A 14,964-nucleotide genomic window follows, 5' to 3' on the forward strand; every position below is an offset into this window, starting at 1 on the left:
TAATTCTGAAAATTAGTATTTGTCAATCAAAAAAAGGAGTGATTTTTCCATGACGATAACTTCCCAGGACCAGCAGATAAGAGGAAAGAATTCATACACATTTGATGAATTTTTAGAGAAGCGCAGCAATCTGGATTGGTATAAGGATGATCCATTTTTGCAAAAGGCCTTAAAGAAATATGCAGGCTCACAATATGAACAGATACATATTGAGCTGCAGCATTTTTCTCCTGCTGTTTCTTCCAGATGGAGCACCCTTGCAGAAAGAGCGGCAAGGCCGGAAGTCCGTCCGTATTTGCTTCATTTTGATGCCTTCAATCACCGCATTGACCGTGTCATCCGTCCAATGGAAACACATCAGCTGGAAAAAGAAGTGTTCAGTACAGGTCTCTTTTCAAGCAAAATGCCAGCCTGGGAAAGTTTTGCCAAGCGGATGCTGATACATCAGCTGGGGGAAGCCGGTGTCGCCTGCCCGCTGACATGCACGATTGGATTAATTGCACTCCTTGAACAATATCCGAATGAAGATATTCCAGAGCTGGAGCAAATTTTACAGCATACGAAAGAGGGGCTGGGTGGGGACTTTGCGATAGGTGCCCAATTCATGACAGAAATCCAGGGAGGATCGGATTTGCCTGCCAATGTACTTGAGGCTGTTCCAGATGGAAAAATCTATCGCCTCTACGGCAATAAATTTTTCTGTTCGGTTGCCCATGCCGACTATTCGGTGGTCACTGCGAAAATTTCCGGCACTGATAAAGTATCGACATTTATTGTTCCGTCCTGGCTTCCGGGAGATAAAGAAAAAGAAAAACGCAATGAGTATGAAATCAACCGGATCAAGTGGAAAATGGGAACGGCCGAGCTTCCGACAGGGGAATTCCAGTATAATGGGGCTCTTGCTTATCCGGTTGGCCCGGCAGGAAAAGGGGTGGCCGTTGCGGTCGGTATCGTCCTGACACTATCCCGCCTTGAAATTGGCATTGCCTGCGCAGGATTCATGCTCCGGGCAGCACGTGAAGCCAGTCTGTATGGAAATTTCCGGACTGTTTTTGGCAAAAAGGTAAAAGATTATCCGCTATCAGCGAGAACACTGAAGAAAATTGAAAACGCTGCACACCGCACAGCGGCAGGCGCTTTTAAAATCTATGATCAATTCCTGCTTCTTGATCAGCCGCTGAATGCCGGTATTCCGGTTGATCAGCCAATTGAACTGAGAAAACAGCTGTTTAACCTGAGGGAGCTTGTGCTTCTGCAGAAAGTCTGTGCAACAAACGAAGGAGCAGAGGTGCTGCGCGATGCCATCTCCGTCTTTGCCGGCCATGGCGTCATGGAGGAATTCTCCTCACTGCCGCGCATTTTCCGCGATATTGTCGTCAATGAACAGTGGGAAGGCCCGCGCAATCTGCTGCTGACGCAAATTTACCGCGATATTCAGAGAGTGACAGACTGGTATCCGCCAGCTGATTTTGTTGCGAACGTGCTGGAAGGTGCATCTCAGGCAACGATTGATCGATTTGCCGAGCAGCTGACAGATCTGCTCCAGCGACCGGTGTGCGGGGGAGTCAGCGAAGCTTCCATGGAAGCGGCTGAAGAATGGGATGTGTTCTGTGATTCCATTTTTAAAGCGTATCAGAAAATTGCGCTGGAAGAATTGCAGTAAAAAGAGAAGCCTGGCGGAAGCCCGCCAGGCTATTTGAGTACTTAATCGCGAAATTTTCAATATAAACGCGAAATCTAAATCTTATCCGGGAAACCGGTCAATGCTTAATCCGATAGATAACCGATGCCAGGAAATTAGCCAGAAAAAAGACCGGGTTTCCCTGAATGTTTTCATGCAGAACCAGTTCGCCTGCTCTCATATTGTCATACATTTCTCCCTGTCTTTTCCCCTTCGCCTTACTTTTGGCTTCTTCTTTTTTTATAGCGGTTAAATAGCGGTATTGCATCGGCAGGATCAGGAGAGATAGCAATACATAAAGTCCGAGTATTCCCCAAAAAATGTTTAAAAGCATCATGTCCCCTCCTATTTAATTCCATTTTACACCAAATCTTTTGTGTTTGTATTTAGGAACGTATGTTCTTTGTTTATGCATAAATTTCCCTCTTCCAAAATAAGATGAAATATCATCCAAGAAAAGAGGCGATCCACATGATTACAAAAGAGATGCTGGTCCGTTTTGATGAGCTGAACCGCAGGAAGAAAGATTTGGAAGCCGAACTCGATAAACTTAAAGACATGTTCCACCAGTATTTCGATACAGCAGTGGGACAGAATGAAAAAGGAGAAGTGAAGATTGACAGCTACAAATTGCAGAGGCAGATTAGAAGGACAGAAAAATTCGACCCCGCTCCAACTGTCAGCAAACTGGAGGAGCTGAATCTTCTCGACCTGATTCAAAAGCGACCTGATGAAGGGAAAATAAAATCCGCTGTGGATCTGGGATTGATTAAGGAGTCAGACCTGGAAGGATGCAGAATTTCCAAGACGACCGCAGCTCTCCTGATTAAAAAGCTGGATTAATCATTTTTTTATAAAAAGTGTTTGACCTTCACGCTGCGTAAAGGTGTATCGTAATAAACAGAAAGTACTTTCTAGATTTTTCAATGTCTAGCTTCAGCGCCTAACCAGTATTTTCGTCTTACTGTGCAAGGCGCTTCCGCTTTTCTTGAAAGGAGGCAATCGCATGGAATACACAGTGCAGAAGCTTGCGCAGATGGCCGGGGTCAGCTCGAGAACCCTCAGGTATTATGATGAAATTGGCATTCTTAAGCCGGCAAGAACCAATTCGTCAGGATACCGGATTTATGGCCAGCAGGAAGTTGACAGACTGCAGCAGATTCTGTTTTACAGAGAACTTGGCATCAGCCTTGATCAAATTAAGGAAATTATCTCTGCACCCGCTTTCGATGCTGCCGATGCACTGAAGGAGCACCGCGAGAAACTCCTAGAGAAAAGAAAGCAGCTCGATCTGCTTATTACGAATGTAGAAAAAACCATAGCGTCAGCTGAAGGGAGAACGACCATGTCAGACAAAGAGAAGTTTGAAGGATTCAAAAAGAAAATGATTGAAGATAATGAGGAACAATACGGAAAAGAAATCCGTGAGAAATATGGTGATGAGACGGTTGATAAATCCAATGCCAAACTCATGAACATGACCCAGGAGGAGCATGAGGCCGTAACGAAACTGGCTGAAGAGGTGAACACTGCTCTAGCCGAAGCCATGCAAACTGGCGATCCGGCAGGCGAGCTTGCACAAAAAGCAGCCGATCTGCACAAGCAGTGGATCACTTTCTACTGGAGTGAATACAGCAAAGAGGCCCACGCCGGTCTTGCGGAAATGTATGTGGCAGATGAAAGGTTTAAAGCCTATTATGATAAAATTCGCCCAGGTGCGGCCGAGTTTTTAAGAGATGCGATTAACATATATACTGGACAGCAATAGAAATGAAAGCGGCTGGCTCTGCCAGCTGCTTTTTTGTGTGAAAACTTTATGCGCCGCTGCTGCTGATTATTGCGTTGTTTTGGTGGATCATTGCGCTATTCTGCATTATGATTGCGCCGTTCGCCCAGTAAAATGCGTCAACATCACCAGTAAATGCGCCATCATGCCAGATATGCGCCGCTTCATCCAATAAATGCGCCGATCCGCAACGTGATAGTGCCGTTCGCCCAGTAAAATGCGTCAACATCACCAGTAAATGCGCCATCATGCCAGATATGCGCCGCTTCATCCAATATGTGCGCCGACCCGCAACGTGATTGCGCCGTTCGCCCAGTAAAATGCATCAACATCACCAGTAAATGCGCCATCATACCAGATATGCGCCGCTTCATCCAATATGTGCGCCGACCCGCAACGTGATAGTGCCGTTCGCCCAGTAAAATGCGTCAACATCACCAGTAAATGCGCCATCATGCCAGAAATGCGCCGCTTCATCCAATATGTGCGCCGACCCGCAACTTCCGCCCAAGTAAATGCGTATGCATCACCTGTAATTGTGCCATCACACCAAATATATGCCGATTCAATCAACAATTGCGCCATCCCCACCATAATTGCGCCCGCCAGCAGAATATTTGTGCAATCCCACTAACCCGCCAATATTTCACTAAAACCATCGGCTTACTGTATGTAACTCACTGCATGGGGAAAGATGAATAACATGATACCAACTCGGGCAGGCAGGTGATGAGATGAGCCGCATTCCTTCATATAAAGATGAGCAAAACCTTAGGGAAAAGTTAAGAGATGTTTCTTTTGAGCATTGGCTGAATGAGGATTTGTTCAGTTTTAATTGGTGGCTGCTGCTGGCTGCGAGCATTTTGCCGTTTTTTATTTGGTGGAGGCTGGTAGATAAGGGCCGGTTCTTTGAAATACTTGCTTTCGGGCTGCTATGTGCAATCTTCGCCTGTTTTCTTGATGTTGTAGGATTGAACTTTATTTTGTGGGGATATCCGGATAAGCTGTTCCATTTTATTCCGCCGTTAGTGCCTGCGGATTTTGTGGTGATACCCATATCGGGAATGCTGATTTATCAGTATTTTAATACGTGGAAAAGCTATGCAGCTGCAGCGGTAGGCCTTGGAATCCTGTTTGCTTATATCTTTGAACCGTTATTCAGCTTTTTGAATATGTTTGTCCTTATCAATTGGAAGCACACCTATTCCTTCATCGGTTTTATCATCTTTTTTCTTGGCGTCCGCCTCTTAATGGTTTCCTTAAAGTGTGCGGCAGAAAAAATAAAGTAAGCGGTCAGCAAAGCTGGCCGCTGTTTTACTGGATTAATAGTCATATCTATGGGAACATTTTTTACAGCAGCAAAAATGCAGGTGTTCGAATGAGCATTTCTTGCATGGACAATGATGAATTTCCGGTGAGCATTTTTGGCAGGAACATCTTTTATGCTCATCAGAGCATTTTTTACAGGGACAGTGAGGTTTAAAATCACTCGTGCATTTCTTACAGCCGTGATGTTCATGTTTGTCCTTCTTTTTGCAGCAGACTTTCTTCTTATAATAATATTCTTCAACACAATATTGGCACATGGGATTCACTCCTTTCTCTCCTACTAATATATGAAGGAAAAAACAGAAGGAAAGAGCCCTTGTCCATAGTGCTTGAAAATCCGCAAAAGCCCCCTCAGTATTTGAGGGGGCGGAAGTATGTTATTTAATGGTCTCAGGAATCACTTTAACATCGCTGCTTTTCTTTTCTTGCTTTTTCTTCAGCCAGCCAAAGCGGAGGCTGGATGTTGTGAACAAGCGGTAAACCGCCGGGATCAGCAGCAGCGTGATAAAGGTCGCAAACAGCAGGCCGGAAATAATGACCGTTGCCATTGGCGCCTGATAGTTGCCGGAAGTTCCCGATGCAAGGGCAAGGGGCAGCATTCCGCCAACCGTTGTCAGGGTAGTCATGAATATCGGCCGGATCCGGTTTTTGCCTGCTTCCAGAAGGGCCACTTCAACAGAGAAGCCTTCCAGGCGGAGCTGATTCGTACGGTCGATCAGCAGGATGGCGTTATTGAGCACAATCCCAATCAGCATCACAATTCCCATTCCTGACATTACGCTAAGCTCCATCTGTGTCAGAAACAAACCGAGAATGACGCCGACGATGGTCATCGGAATGACAGACATGACGATCAGCGGATGGCCAAGGTGGTTAAATTGGACAGCCATCACCAGGTACACAAGGAAAATCGCAATTGCTAAAACAAACACCATATCCATGATTAATTCCTGCTGCTGTTCAAGATCCCCGGCAGCTGCCACGCTATAGCCAGCAGGTGCATCAAAATCATTGATCAGCTTTTGGACATCCCGGTTCACGGCACCAAGGTCCTTGCCTTCAATATCAGCAGAAATGGAGATGAAGCGCTCCCCGTCATGATGGGAAATTTCATTTGGTGTATCTACACTCTTCAATTCAATAAAGGAAGATAATGCTTTCTCGCCCTGGGCAGTTGGAACCTTTAAATCCAGAAGATCTGACCTGGAATCTGTCTTCTCAGCCCATTTCAAGGCAAGCGGCACATTTTCTTCATTCATGGACATTTCCCCGACAGGCATTTCCATGAACGCCTGCTCAATAAACTGCCTGATTTGCAGCTGGGTTAAGCCTGCCGTTTCAATCGCTTCTTCTTTTAATACAACAACCTGCTCCTCAGACGTACGCTCCATTGAGTTGGTCACACCGACGATGCCGTCAATCTTTTCGAGCTCCTCAGAAAAATCACCGGTAAGCTTCTGCAGATCTGCAAAATCTTCGCCCGTAATATTCACCTGGACCGGTGATCCGCCGCCAGCCGACATCGCACTCTGGACATTTTTAACCGGAAGGGAATCCGATAGGCTGCGAAGTTGCTTCATAATATCTTCATTGACATCTTTTTGCTCTCTTGAAATGTCATCGCCTTTTGTCATATTGATGATTGCATAGAACATGCCGCCGCTGTCCATGACATAATTGGACTCTACATCTTCAATCGACTGTAGTTTCTGATTGATTCCTTGAGCGATGTCTTCTTTATCTTCAACAGAAATACCTGTTTCCAGGTCAACCATCAGCTCTGTGTAGCGGTTAAACATATCCGGCATAATCGTCATCGGAATTTTCGTCACAAGCGTTAATGAACCGGCAAACATCAGGAAGAAAATCGCAATGACTGCAAAACTGTACCGCTTTTTCCGGATGGTCCAGGCCACAATCCGGCTATAAAGGCGCATAATCGGCCCTTCTTTGCGCTCCTTCTTCGGCTTGGGCAGTTTCAGCAATTTTTCTGAAAGCGAAGGGATCAAAGTAAACGAGACAATAACCGAACTGATGAGTGTAATGGCTACAACTGCAGACAGCATGATCATGAATGTACCCACATCGCCGCCAATGAGGCCGATCGGCAGGAATACCACGATCGTAGTGAGCATCGAAGCAATAACTGCTGATGAAACCTCTTTCGTTCCTTCCAAAACGGACTCAAGCCTGCCAAGTCCCTGTTCCTTTTTTCGATAGATGGATTCAATGATGACAATCGAAGAATCCACCATCATCCCGATCCCCAGGCCAAGCCCAATCAGGGTCAGGATATTAAAGCTGTAATCAAAAACCCACATCGCCGTAAACGTCAGAAGGATGGAAGTGGGGATCGACAGTCCGATGATAAAGGTGGCCCTTACATTCCTCAAAAAGATTAAAAGAATGGCAATGGCAATGACGCCGCCGGTTAAAATGTTGCCGGTCACGCCATCAATTGATTCCTGCACATAATCTGCCTGTGCCACCATTTCGTTCAGCTCAAAGCCTTTTACCAGCCCGTCTTCGCGGATGTTTTTCACTTCATCGCGGACCGCAGCTGCCATTTCAATTTGCGTGGCATTAGCAGCACGGCCAACCTGGACAAAGATGAAATCCTTTGTTCCGTTTTTCCAGACGAACGATGAGCTTTCAATCGGCTGAAATTGAACATCTGCAACATCTTTCAAATCAACAAATCCATTTGGTGATGGGATTTTAATATTCTGTACATCCTCCACATTTTCGAGCTTCGTATTCCAGCGGAGGGAAGGAGAGCTGGCATCCCTGCTGAGTTCTCCCAGTGTGGCTTCGCTGTTAACCTGCTGAATCGCACCAATCACAGCTGTAGAATCCAGCCCTTTTTCAGCCAATTTGCTGCGGTCCAGTTCAATGATTACCTCGTGCTCCTGAACTCCTGCAAGCGATACGTCGCGGACTTCCGGCAATGCTTCCAGGCGCGGTTCAAGAACCTTTTTGGCAAAAGCGGTCATATCCTCCATGCTGCCGCCGGATACATCCATATAGAATTCATAGCTTTGCGTGGTCCCATACTGCCCTGAAGTAACATCCGTGATCGCGGCATTCTCACCTTTAGCGGCGTTTGCAGCCGTTTCTACTTCTTTAAAAAGTTCATCGCCCCGACCCTGTTCAAACGTAATTTGAAGTGAGCTCCGTCCAATCGCCGATGTGGAGTCAACCGATTCTACTCCCTCAATCCCCCTGATTTGCTGCTCCAGGGGGTTGGTTATCGATCGCTCCACTTCAATAGCTGCCATTTCACCGGCATTGACCTCCACATAAGCGCCATCCATCGTTACCGGCGGCATCAGCTCTTTATCCAATTCGATAATGGAAAAGCTGCCGATGGCCAAAATCAGCACCGTCATAAGGGCAACCAAAATCTTTCTCTGCACAATCATTTTTAATAATTTCATAAACAGTCTCCTTACTCCCTAATAGTGAAAATTTGCACCCAAGACCTATTTATACAGAGGAAAATAGGTATTAATAACTGCTCTTTCTTTAATTTTCCAATAATTCGACCGACCTAATTCGGCAAAATATGATCTTGTTTGCAGGAAAAACTTAACAATTCTTACAAATACTATCTTAACCGGGATTAACTCGAGTCATAACGAGCCAGAGACATATCTTGGCATCGGGCTTGAGGCTGAGAAGAAGGGGGATTAAGGACGAAAAGTGGGGAGAGGAGAGAAGATGGTAGTTAATCATCCGGATTAACGACGAAAACGTGGAGAGAGTAGAGAAAATGGTAGCTAATCAACCGGATCAACGACGAAAACGTGGAGAGAGTAGAGAAAATGGTAGCTAATCAACCGGATTAACGACGAAAACGTGGAGAGAGGTAGAAAAATGGTAGCTAATCAACCGGATTAACGACGAAAACGCGGAGAGAGGTAGAAAAATGGTAGCTAATCAACCGGATTAACGACGAAAACGTGGAGAGAGGAGGAGAAATGGTAGCTAATAATCCGGATTAACGACGAAAACGTGGAGAGAGTAGAGAAAATGGTAGTTAATCATCCGGATTAACGACGAAAACGTGAAGAGAGGTAGAAAAATGGTAGCTAATCAACCGGATTAACGACGAAAACGTGGAGAGAGGTAGAAAAATGGTAGCTAATCAACCGGATTAACGACGAAAACGTGGAGAGAGTAGAGAAAATGGTAGCTAATCAACCGGATCAACGACGAAAACGTGGAGAGAGTAGAGAAAATGGTAGCTAATCAAGCGGATTAACGACGAAAACGTGGAGAGAGGTAGAAAAATGGTAGCTAATCAACCGGATTAACGACGAAAACGTGGAGAGAGGTAGAAAAATGGTAGCTAATCAACCGGATTAACGACGAAAACGTGGAGAGAGTAGAGAAAATGGTAGCTAATCAAGCGGATTATAGAGGAAAATGTGGAGAGCAGCGAGAAAATGCTAGTTAATCATCCAAAATAACGACGAAAAAGCTTCAGTTATTCCTCCAGCAAACAAAAAACTTCAGCCATTCCCTATAACCCTTCCAAAATGACAATCCCAATCAGTATGTTATACTGAAAAAAAAACAGAAAACTCCCAAGTTTGGAGGAGAGTTCATGTATACAGTCTTTTCAACATTTGACGTACCCGACGAAAAGTCAGAGGAAGTCATTAGCATATATAAAAATCGCTCGCGGTCGGTCGATCAGGCGGAGGGGTTTATCGATTTTCTGCTGCTGCAGAATGATAAGCGCCCTGGCGAACTGACGGTGCAGCTCATCTTTGATACAAAGGAAAATTATTTAAATTGGGTTCGCAGCGAGGATTTTAAGAGAATCCATGATTTAGAGAAAAAGTATCCGGATCAGGAACTGGCAGCAGTGGTTCCAAAAGTTTCGCAATTCAAGGTGGTGGCTAAGTGAGCTTTGAAAAGATCGTAAACCATGTAACCGAAAAGATCTATGAACGCGAGCCTTTCCTGCTGGAGCGGTTTGGCGAACAAGGAAAAGAGAAGTGCCGCGAAGATAACCATCATCATATGAAGCATCTCGAGACAGCGTATGAGCTGAACCAATCTGCTTTTTTCACTGATTATGCCGTATGGCTTGATGGCATTTTAAAGAAGCATGGGATGAATACCCGGCATCTGATCGACAATTTCGAAATCATTCAGGCTGTGCTGGCTGAAGATAACGATTCTCCTGAAAAGGCAGAGAGATTCCATCTTTATCTGGCGGAAGCCATTGCTGTTTTGAAAGGTGAACCTGTTAAGGGAGGAGTGTAAGATGAACCACGCTGAAACACTCGCTTCCTTATTGCTTCAAGGTGATTCTGCGAAAGTTTGGGAGAACATTCAAAAGCAACCGCAGCTATCGCGCCTTGAAGTTTATCAAAATCTGATTACACCTGCGATGCAGCACATCGGCCACCTATGGGAGACGAATCAAATCACTGTGGCAGATGAACATCTGGCAACAGCAACATGTGATTTTGTCCTCTCAAAGCTCGCATACCGGCAGGAAAAAAGACAATCAAACCAAAAAGCCATGTTTCTCTGCCTGGATGGGGAACAGCATTATATTGGCCTGAAAATGGTCAACAGCCTTTTTGAAGAGCACGGCTGGGAGACAAAGTACTTTGGCCCGAGCCTTCCTTTGGAATATGCACTGAAAACGGCAAAGGACTGGAAGCCGAGTGTAATCGGTCTATCGGTCAGCATCGTCTATCACCTGCCGAAGCTGAAGGAATATGCCGAAGCCTTTGCCAAGCTGACGCATAAGCCGGCTGTTCTTCTTGGCGGGCGCTTAGCCGGCAAGTATGACCTGCTTCCTTATTGCTCCGATCATACGGTCATTCTAAAGGATTTGCCGGAAACAAAGGAATGGCTGCAAAACAATGAAGCGGGAGGACAGCAAAATGCAATATTTTGATCAGCCGCTTCCGCTTGCGTTTTTAAAAGCTGACAGGAACGGAAAAATAGTAAGCTACTCTGGCATAGCACGGGAAAGCTTTGACCTGAGCGAGGGGCATTTAAAAGGAATCATCGATGAGGAAAGCATAGAAAAGCTGATTCAGTACAGCTGGGAGCCTGGGCTGGATCCTGTGAAGCTGGAACTGAATATGAAGACCAGGGAAACACCGCTATCTTTATTTGAGGTCCATATTCAATGGGACAGCGAGGGTTATGCCAATATGCTATTCTTGCCAAAAGACAGCTCTAATGAAAACTTGATGGATAAGCTGATGCAGCTGCAGCAGCGCCTGTCCTCAACTGACTTTGAACTTCTGGAGAAAAAAGAAGAGCTGGAGCAGGTGCTGATCCGCTTAAATCAGCTGTCCGGGCCGTTTATTCCGCTGTCGGAAACGCTCTGCATGATTCCTTTATTTGGGGATATTACAGCAGATAAAATAAACGTTATTTCCGAAAGCTGTCTCAAAGCCGTTTTTGCCGGCGAATATGAAGAAATTCTCTTTGATCTGACGGCGGTTGGGGAAATTGAAGGAAAAGGCATTGAGAAATTCACCCAGCTGCTTAAAACGCTCAACTTCATGACAGGCAGCATCATTAAATTGATTGGCATTAAGCCAAACCTGGCAAAAGTGCTGAATACCTATAAGCTGGATGAATGGGTGCAGATCGATCAATCCCTGAAGCAAGTCTTAAATGTTTATTTTATTCGGAATGAGTTAGGGGCCTCTTAGGAGGTCTTTTTTTTGTCAACACTTCTGAATGCGAAATAGTTTGACAATTACCTTATTTAAAATCATGATAGTAAGTAAAATAATCGGAAGTCGGGGGCAGGAAAAATGGGTTTGCCGAAGGAAAGGCATAGCGGATACAGTCAAGAAGTACAGAAGGGTTCGTTCTTAAGGGATCTGACAGCGGAAAACATTTCATCTGGAATCATTGCAAGCACACTGGTTATGACGGGGCCGGCCCTGATCATTTTACAGGCTGCGTCAGCAGGGGGATTTACTGATCAGCAGACGATTAACTGGATGTTTGCGGTTTATTTTTTCGGGGGTGTATACAGCATCCTCCTGCCGCTTCTATATAGGATTCCCATTACAGGAGGGCATTCGATTACTGGAGCGGCCTTTTTGGCGACTGTGACTGCCCAATATTCGTATCAAGAACTGATAGGCGGGTATGTGATGTCCGGGCTGCTGATTTTTCTGGTTGGCATTTCAGGGCTGTTTACAAAAATCATTGGCTGGGTGCCGAAAGAAGTCATCGCATCCATGCTTGGCGGATTGGTTGCCGGCTATGTCGTGAAGCTCGTACCGGCCATCCAGGAAATGCCTGTTATCGGGGGAGCGGCTTTAATCAGTTTTCTGCTTTTTACGAGATATGTGAAGAAGTTCCCGCCTGTGCTCGCGGCCGTCGCGATTGCCTTTGCGGTATTGTATTTGACAGCTGATTTAAATCCGGCTAAGGAGATTGCTTATTTCCTGCCATCTATTCAAGTACCGGAATTCAGCTGGATGGGGTTTGTGACGATTGCCCTGCCGCTTGCGATGCTGATATTGAGCAATGACGCTGCGCCAGGAATTGGGGCACTGGAAAGTGAGGATTTCAAGCCGCCTATTCGTAAAATCGTCTCGTCAAGCGGCGCCTTCTCCATAATCACCAGCTTCTTTGGCGGCCAGTGTGCCAATATCGCCGGCATGATGAGCGCCATCTGTGCCGGGCCGGATTCAGGGCCTAAGGAAAAGCGGTATATGGGAGCTGTTGTTTCAGGTGCTATTACGATTGTTTTCGGCATATTTGCCTGGAAAATCGTGCCCTTTATCCAGTCGCTTCCGCAGGCCTTCGTTTCATTGCTGGCCGGGTTCGCTCTGATCGGCGTCCTGCATTCCAGCCTGCAAATGGGCTTCTCTGAAAACCGCTACCGGCTAAGCGCGCTCGCAGCCTTCATCGTCACTTTGTCAGGCATAAGCTTTCTCCATATCAGCGCACCCGTTTGGGGACTCATTGCCGGGGCGGTATTGGCCCGGACAATAGAAAGATAAGTGGTTGACAGGCACCACCCGAAATCTGTCGAATATATCGAAGAGGTGTTAATAGATTGAAAGAATTGCAAAGCTTTATGAGAGAGTATCAAAAAGAGATGGGCTGGGAGATCAGCAATGAGAATTATGCCAGGAGCCGCGATTCCCTATTAAATAACTATATGCTGCTGACAACCGAAGTAGCGGAGGTTGCTGAAGAGCTGCGCAAGGCCTTTAACCTTGTCCGCGAATATGCCGAAGAAGGAATGGATGAAGAACTGGCCTTTCAATTAGCTAGTGATCAAGTAAAAGAAGAACTTGGCAAAGAACTCGCAGACTGCCTGGCCTATCTGATTAAATTCTATAACTTCTTTGGCATTGACTTGGAGGAGAGTTTTTACGGGAAAATGGATGAAGTCAGGAAAAGAAGGAATAAGGATGGGAGTTTGGCAGAAAAATAGATAGTTTGCAGCAATATAGATTGTAATGTCCTTGAGTGAATTTCACGAAACTTATTAGATAGGAGAACAGCCATGACCATCATGCAGGACAAAATCACAAGCCTTCTGGAAATAAACCGCAGTTTAACCCAGTCTCTTGACCTGGAGGAGATTCTAAAGAGGCTGGTGCAAGCTGCCTTTGATTTAGTAGACCATGCTGACACGACCATTCTTTACACGTTAAAGGAAGATGGATTATTGCATTTTTCCAGCGGGGTTGGGGTGGAGACAGGCTTTATGAGCCAGGTGAAGTTTGAGTCTGGTGAATCCTTGACGGGACAGGTATTTCTGACTAAAAAGGGCGTCATTGCATCAGGACCTGAGTTCAGGGAGCATATGAGCCGTATGTCTGAGACAAATTATGTTCATTTTTTTAATGGAGTCTACCGGCGTGAAGTAAAGAGCGGTATCGTTGTCCCATTGGTTTATAAGGAGAATTGCATCGGTGTGCTTGTGGTGGATAACTTCGACAAGGATGTACAGTTTACTGAAGCTGACTTTCAAGTGCTGGAGGTGGTGGCAGACCAGGCGGCTATTGCCATCATGAACTCGAAGCTTTACGAAGAAGTAAGGCGGAAAAATGAGGAACTGAGCCAATCCCTTGATATCCACCGGAAATTTACGAAGATTCTGCTGGAGGGAAGGGGGACTTCGTATATCCTGGATACCATCAGTCACATTTTGGGCTCCCCTGTCATCTTTGCAGAGTCACCAATAAATCCATCCAGTTCTTTTCCGATTATAAACTCCAACGAGCTTTTCGGATATTTCCTTCTTGATGGGCCGGTTGAACGTTTGACGAATATCCAGAAGGCTGCTCTTGAGCATGCTTCAACGGCTTTGTCACTGGAGTTTGTCAGGCAGAATACGCTTTTTGAAAAGGAAATGCACCTAAGGGAAGAGGCCTTTCATGATTTGATCAATGGCGGACGCCTGAATGCAAGGATTCTGGAAAAGTTCCGCATGAATGAGAAAAGCAGCATCGCTTGTATGATGGTGGACTGCAAGTCTGGTTTTTTATGGGATGCAGCCTCCATCCTTCAAAAAGAAAAACTCATCCGCTCGATTGAGCAGATCATCATGAAATACTGTGAAACCTCAATCGTTTTTACGAAATCAAACCAAATCATTGCACTTCTAGTGAATGGTCGAAAACGGTATGACCAGTCTCTAGCTGATGATATTCAGAGAAAAGTGAGCAGAGCTGTCATTGGTTTGGGCAGAGAGGTTGCTTTAACAGATATGACAGATACTTATCAGGAAGCTGCCGAGGCTTTATCATTTGCCAAAAACCATCAGCACAAAACCTACATCACTTATTCTGAGCTTGGTGCTGAAAGACTGTGGCTCAACACCGACCGCAGCTTGCTGAATAAATTTGTCTCCGATAAAATAGGCTCTCTTTTAAAAATGGAGCCTGAATACTTAAAAACGATGCAAGCCTTTCTGGCAAATAATCAAAGCCATAAACAAACAGCAGAAGAGATGCATATTCATCCCAATACCCTTGCCTACCGGCTTAAAAAAATCGAGAGTGAACTGCAGCTGGATTTTTCCCGGAAAGAAGATTGGATTACAGTGGTCCTGGCATTCCAGGTCTTTGATTTTTTAAACCCATAATTGGTGCTAGTCACAAAGAAAAGAAGGATTATTTGGCTGTTGGCACATGTACATCGAATATTC

General features: G+C 45.5%; 15 protein-coding genes. 11 read left to right on the top strand and 4 right to left on the bottom strand.

Annotated elements, in window-relative coordinates:
- The first annotated feature begins 49 nt into the window (after positions 1-49).
- Positions 50-1,663: an acyl-CoA dehydrogenase family protein gene (locus AC0VZ9_RS04820; RefSeq protein ID WP_475397073.1), complete on the top strand. Its 1,614-nt coding sequence runs from the start codon at positions 50-52 to the stop codon at positions 1,661-1,663.
- 97 nt (positions 1,664-1,760) lie between these two features.
- Here AC0VZ9_RS04820 and AC0VZ9_RS04825 read toward each other — a convergent pair whose 3' ends face one another.
- Positions 1,761-2,018: a DUF3949 domain-containing protein gene (locus tag AC0VZ9_RS04825; RefSeq protein ID WP_217025827.1), complete on the bottom strand. Its 258-nt coding sequence runs from the start codon at positions 2,016-2,018 to the stop codon at positions 1,761-1,763.
- 134 nt (positions 2,019-2,152) lie between these two features.
- Here AC0VZ9_RS04825 and AC0VZ9_RS04830 point away from each other — a divergent pair, with 134 nt between their 5' ends.
- Positions 2,153-2,524 carry a hypothetical protein gene (locus tag AC0VZ9_RS04830; RefSeq protein WP_019379353.1) on the top strand — a complete coding sequence of 124 codons (372 nt, stop codon included), beginning with the start codon at positions 2,153-2,155 and terminating at the stop codon, positions 2,522-2,524.
- 163 nt (positions 2,525-2,687) lie between these two features.
- The gene (locus AC0VZ9_RS04835) at positions 2,688-3,449 is read left to right on the top strand and encodes a MerR family transcriptional regulator (protein ID WP_009335094.1); all 762 of its coding nucleotides are present in this window, start codon (positions 2,688-2,690) and stop codon (positions 3,447-3,449) included.
- Between the two features lie 46 nt (positions 3,450-3,495).
- Here the strand turns inward: AC0VZ9_RS04835 and AC0VZ9_RS04840 are convergent, their stop codons facing one another.
- Positions 3,496-3,738, bottom strand: coding sequence for a hypothetical protein (locus AC0VZ9_RS04840; RefSeq protein ID WP_475397074.1), 243 nt, complete (start codon positions 3,736-3,738; stop codon positions 3,496-3,498).
- Positions 3,735-4,061 carry a hypothetical protein gene (locus AC0VZ9_RS04845; protein WP_475397075.1) on the bottom strand — a complete coding sequence of 109 codons (327 nt, stop codon included), beginning with the start codon at positions 4,059-4,061 and terminating at the stop codon, positions 3,735-3,737. The genes AC0VZ9_RS04840 and AC0VZ9_RS04845 overlap by 4 nt, the downstream gene beginning before the upstream one ends.
- 140 nt (positions 4,062-4,201) lie before the next feature.
- Here AC0VZ9_RS04845 and AC0VZ9_RS04850 point away from each other — a divergent pair, with 140 nt between their 5' ends.
- Positions 4,202-4,756, top strand: coding sequence for a CBO0543 family protein (locus AC0VZ9_RS04850; protein ID WP_475397076.1), 555 nt, complete (start codon positions 4,202-4,204; stop codon positions 4,754-4,756).
- A 417-nt stretch (positions 4,757-5,173) separates the two neighbouring features.
- On the opposite strand, the gene AC0VZ9_RS04855 is transcribed toward AC0VZ9_RS04850, so the two are convergent.
- Positions 5,174-8,233 carry an efflux RND transporter permease subunit gene (locus AC0VZ9_RS04855; protein WP_475397077.1) on the bottom strand — a complete coding sequence of 1,020 codons (3,060 nt, stop codon included), beginning with the start codon at positions 8,231-8,233 and terminating at the stop codon, positions 5,174-5,176.
- 1,172 nt (positions 8,234-9,405) lie between these two features.
- Here AC0VZ9_RS04855 and AC0VZ9_RS04860 point away from each other — a divergent pair.
- From AC0VZ9_RS04860 to AC0VZ9_RS04890, 7 genes are all read left to right on the top strand, one after another.
- Positions 9,406-9,711, top strand: coding sequence for an antibiotic biosynthesis monooxygenase family protein (locus tag AC0VZ9_RS04860; protein WP_009335090.1), 306 nt, complete (start codon positions 9,406-9,408; stop codon positions 9,709-9,711).
- Positions 9,708-10,073 carry a globin family protein gene (locus AC0VZ9_RS04865; protein WP_019382658.1) on the top strand — a complete coding sequence of 122 codons (366 nt, stop codon included), beginning with the start codon at positions 9,708-9,710 and terminating at the stop codon, positions 10,071-10,073. The genes AC0VZ9_RS04860 and AC0VZ9_RS04865 overlap by 4 nt, the downstream gene beginning before the upstream one ends.
- 1 nt (position 10,074) lies before the next feature.
- Positions 10,075-10,719, top strand: coding sequence for a cobalamin B12-binding domain-containing protein (locus AC0VZ9_RS04870; RefSeq protein WP_019382657.1), 645 nt, complete (start codon positions 10,075-10,077; stop codon positions 10,717-10,719).
- Positions 10,706-11,491: an STAS domain-containing protein gene (locus AC0VZ9_RS04875; RefSeq protein ID WP_475397078.1), complete on the top strand. Its 786-nt coding sequence runs from the start codon at positions 10,706-10,708 to the stop codon at positions 11,489-11,491. Before AC0VZ9_RS04870 ends, AC0VZ9_RS04875 begins: the two co-directional genes overlap by 14 nt.
- Before the next feature lie 105 nt (positions 11,492-11,596).
- On the top strand, positions 11,597-12,802 hold the full coding sequence (locus AC0VZ9_RS04880) for a benzoate/H(+) symporter BenE family transporter (protein WP_475397079.1): 1,206 nt from the start codon (positions 11,597-11,599) through the stop codon (positions 12,800-12,802).
- Positions 12,803-12,858: 56 nt separating this feature from the next.
- A complete protein-coding gene (locus AC0VZ9_RS04885; protein ID WP_448897484.1) occupies positions 12,859-13,242 on the top strand; it encodes a MazG nucleotide pyrophosphohydrolase domain-containing protein in 384 nt (127 codons plus the stop codon).
- Between the two features lie 72 nt (positions 13,243-13,314).
- Positions 13,315-14,901 carry a helix-turn-helix domain-containing protein gene (locus AC0VZ9_RS04890; protein ID WP_256816146.1) on the top strand — a complete coding sequence of 529 codons (1,587 nt, stop codon included), beginning with the start codon at positions 13,315-13,317 and terminating at the stop codon, positions 14,899-14,901.
- The last annotated feature ends 63 nt before the right edge of the window (positions 14,902-14,964 follow it).

It is taken from the genome of Cytobacillus sp. QJM3NY_8 (genome assembly GCF_056173585.1).

Excerpts from the sequence above, each read along its gene's own strand:
- AC0VZ9_RS04820 (WP_475397073.1), top strand. The coding sequence starts at position 50 with ATGACGATAACTTCCCAGGACCAGCAGATAAGAGGAAAGAATTCATAC.
- AC0VZ9_RS04825 (WP_217025827.1), bottom strand. The coding sequence starts at position 2,018 with ATGATGCTTTTAAACATTTTTTGGGGAATACTCGGACTTTATGTATTG.
- AC0VZ9_RS04830 (WP_019379353.1), top strand. The coding sequence starts at position 2,153 with ATGATTACAAAAGAGATGCTGGTCCGTTTTGATGAGCTGAACCGCAGG.
- AC0VZ9_RS04835 (WP_009335094.1), top strand. The coding sequence starts at position 2,688 with ATGGAATACACAGTGCAGAAGCTTGCGCAGATGGCCGGGGTCAGCTCG.
- AC0VZ9_RS04840 (WP_475397074.1), bottom strand. The coding sequence starts at position 3,738 with ATGAAGCGGCGCATATCTGGCATGATGGCGCATTTACTGGTGATGTTG.
- AC0VZ9_RS04845 (WP_475397075.1), bottom strand. The coding sequence starts at position 4,061 with ATGGTGGGGATGGCGCAATTGTTGATTGAATCGGCATATATTTGGTGT.
- AC0VZ9_RS04850 (WP_475397076.1), top strand. The coding sequence starts at position 4,202 with ATGAGCCGCATTCCTTCATATAAAGATGAGCAAAACCTTAGGGAAAAG.
- AC0VZ9_RS04855 (WP_475397077.1), bottom strand. The coding sequence starts at position 8,233 with ATGAAATTATTAAAAATGATTGTGCAGAGAAAGATTTTGGTTGCCCTT.
- AC0VZ9_RS04860 (WP_009335090.1), top strand. The coding sequence starts at position 9,406 with ATGTATACAGTCTTTTCAACATTTGACGTACCCGACGAAAAGTCAGAG.
- AC0VZ9_RS04870 (WP_019382657.1), top strand. The coding sequence starts at position 10,075 with ATGAACCACGCTGAAACACTCGCTTCCTTATTGCTTCAAGGTGATTCT.
- AC0VZ9_RS04875 (WP_475397078.1), top strand. The coding sequence starts at position 10,706 with ATGCAATATTTTGATCAGCCGCTTCCGCTTGCGTTTTTAAAAGCTGAC.
- AC0VZ9_RS04880 (WP_475397079.1), top strand. The coding sequence starts at position 11,597 with ATGGGTTTGCCGAAGGAAAGGCATAGCGGATACAGTCAAGAAGTACAG.
- AC0VZ9_RS04890 (WP_256816146.1), top strand. The coding sequence starts at position 13,315 with ATGACCATCATGCAGGACAAAATCACAAGCCTTCTGGAAATAAACCGC.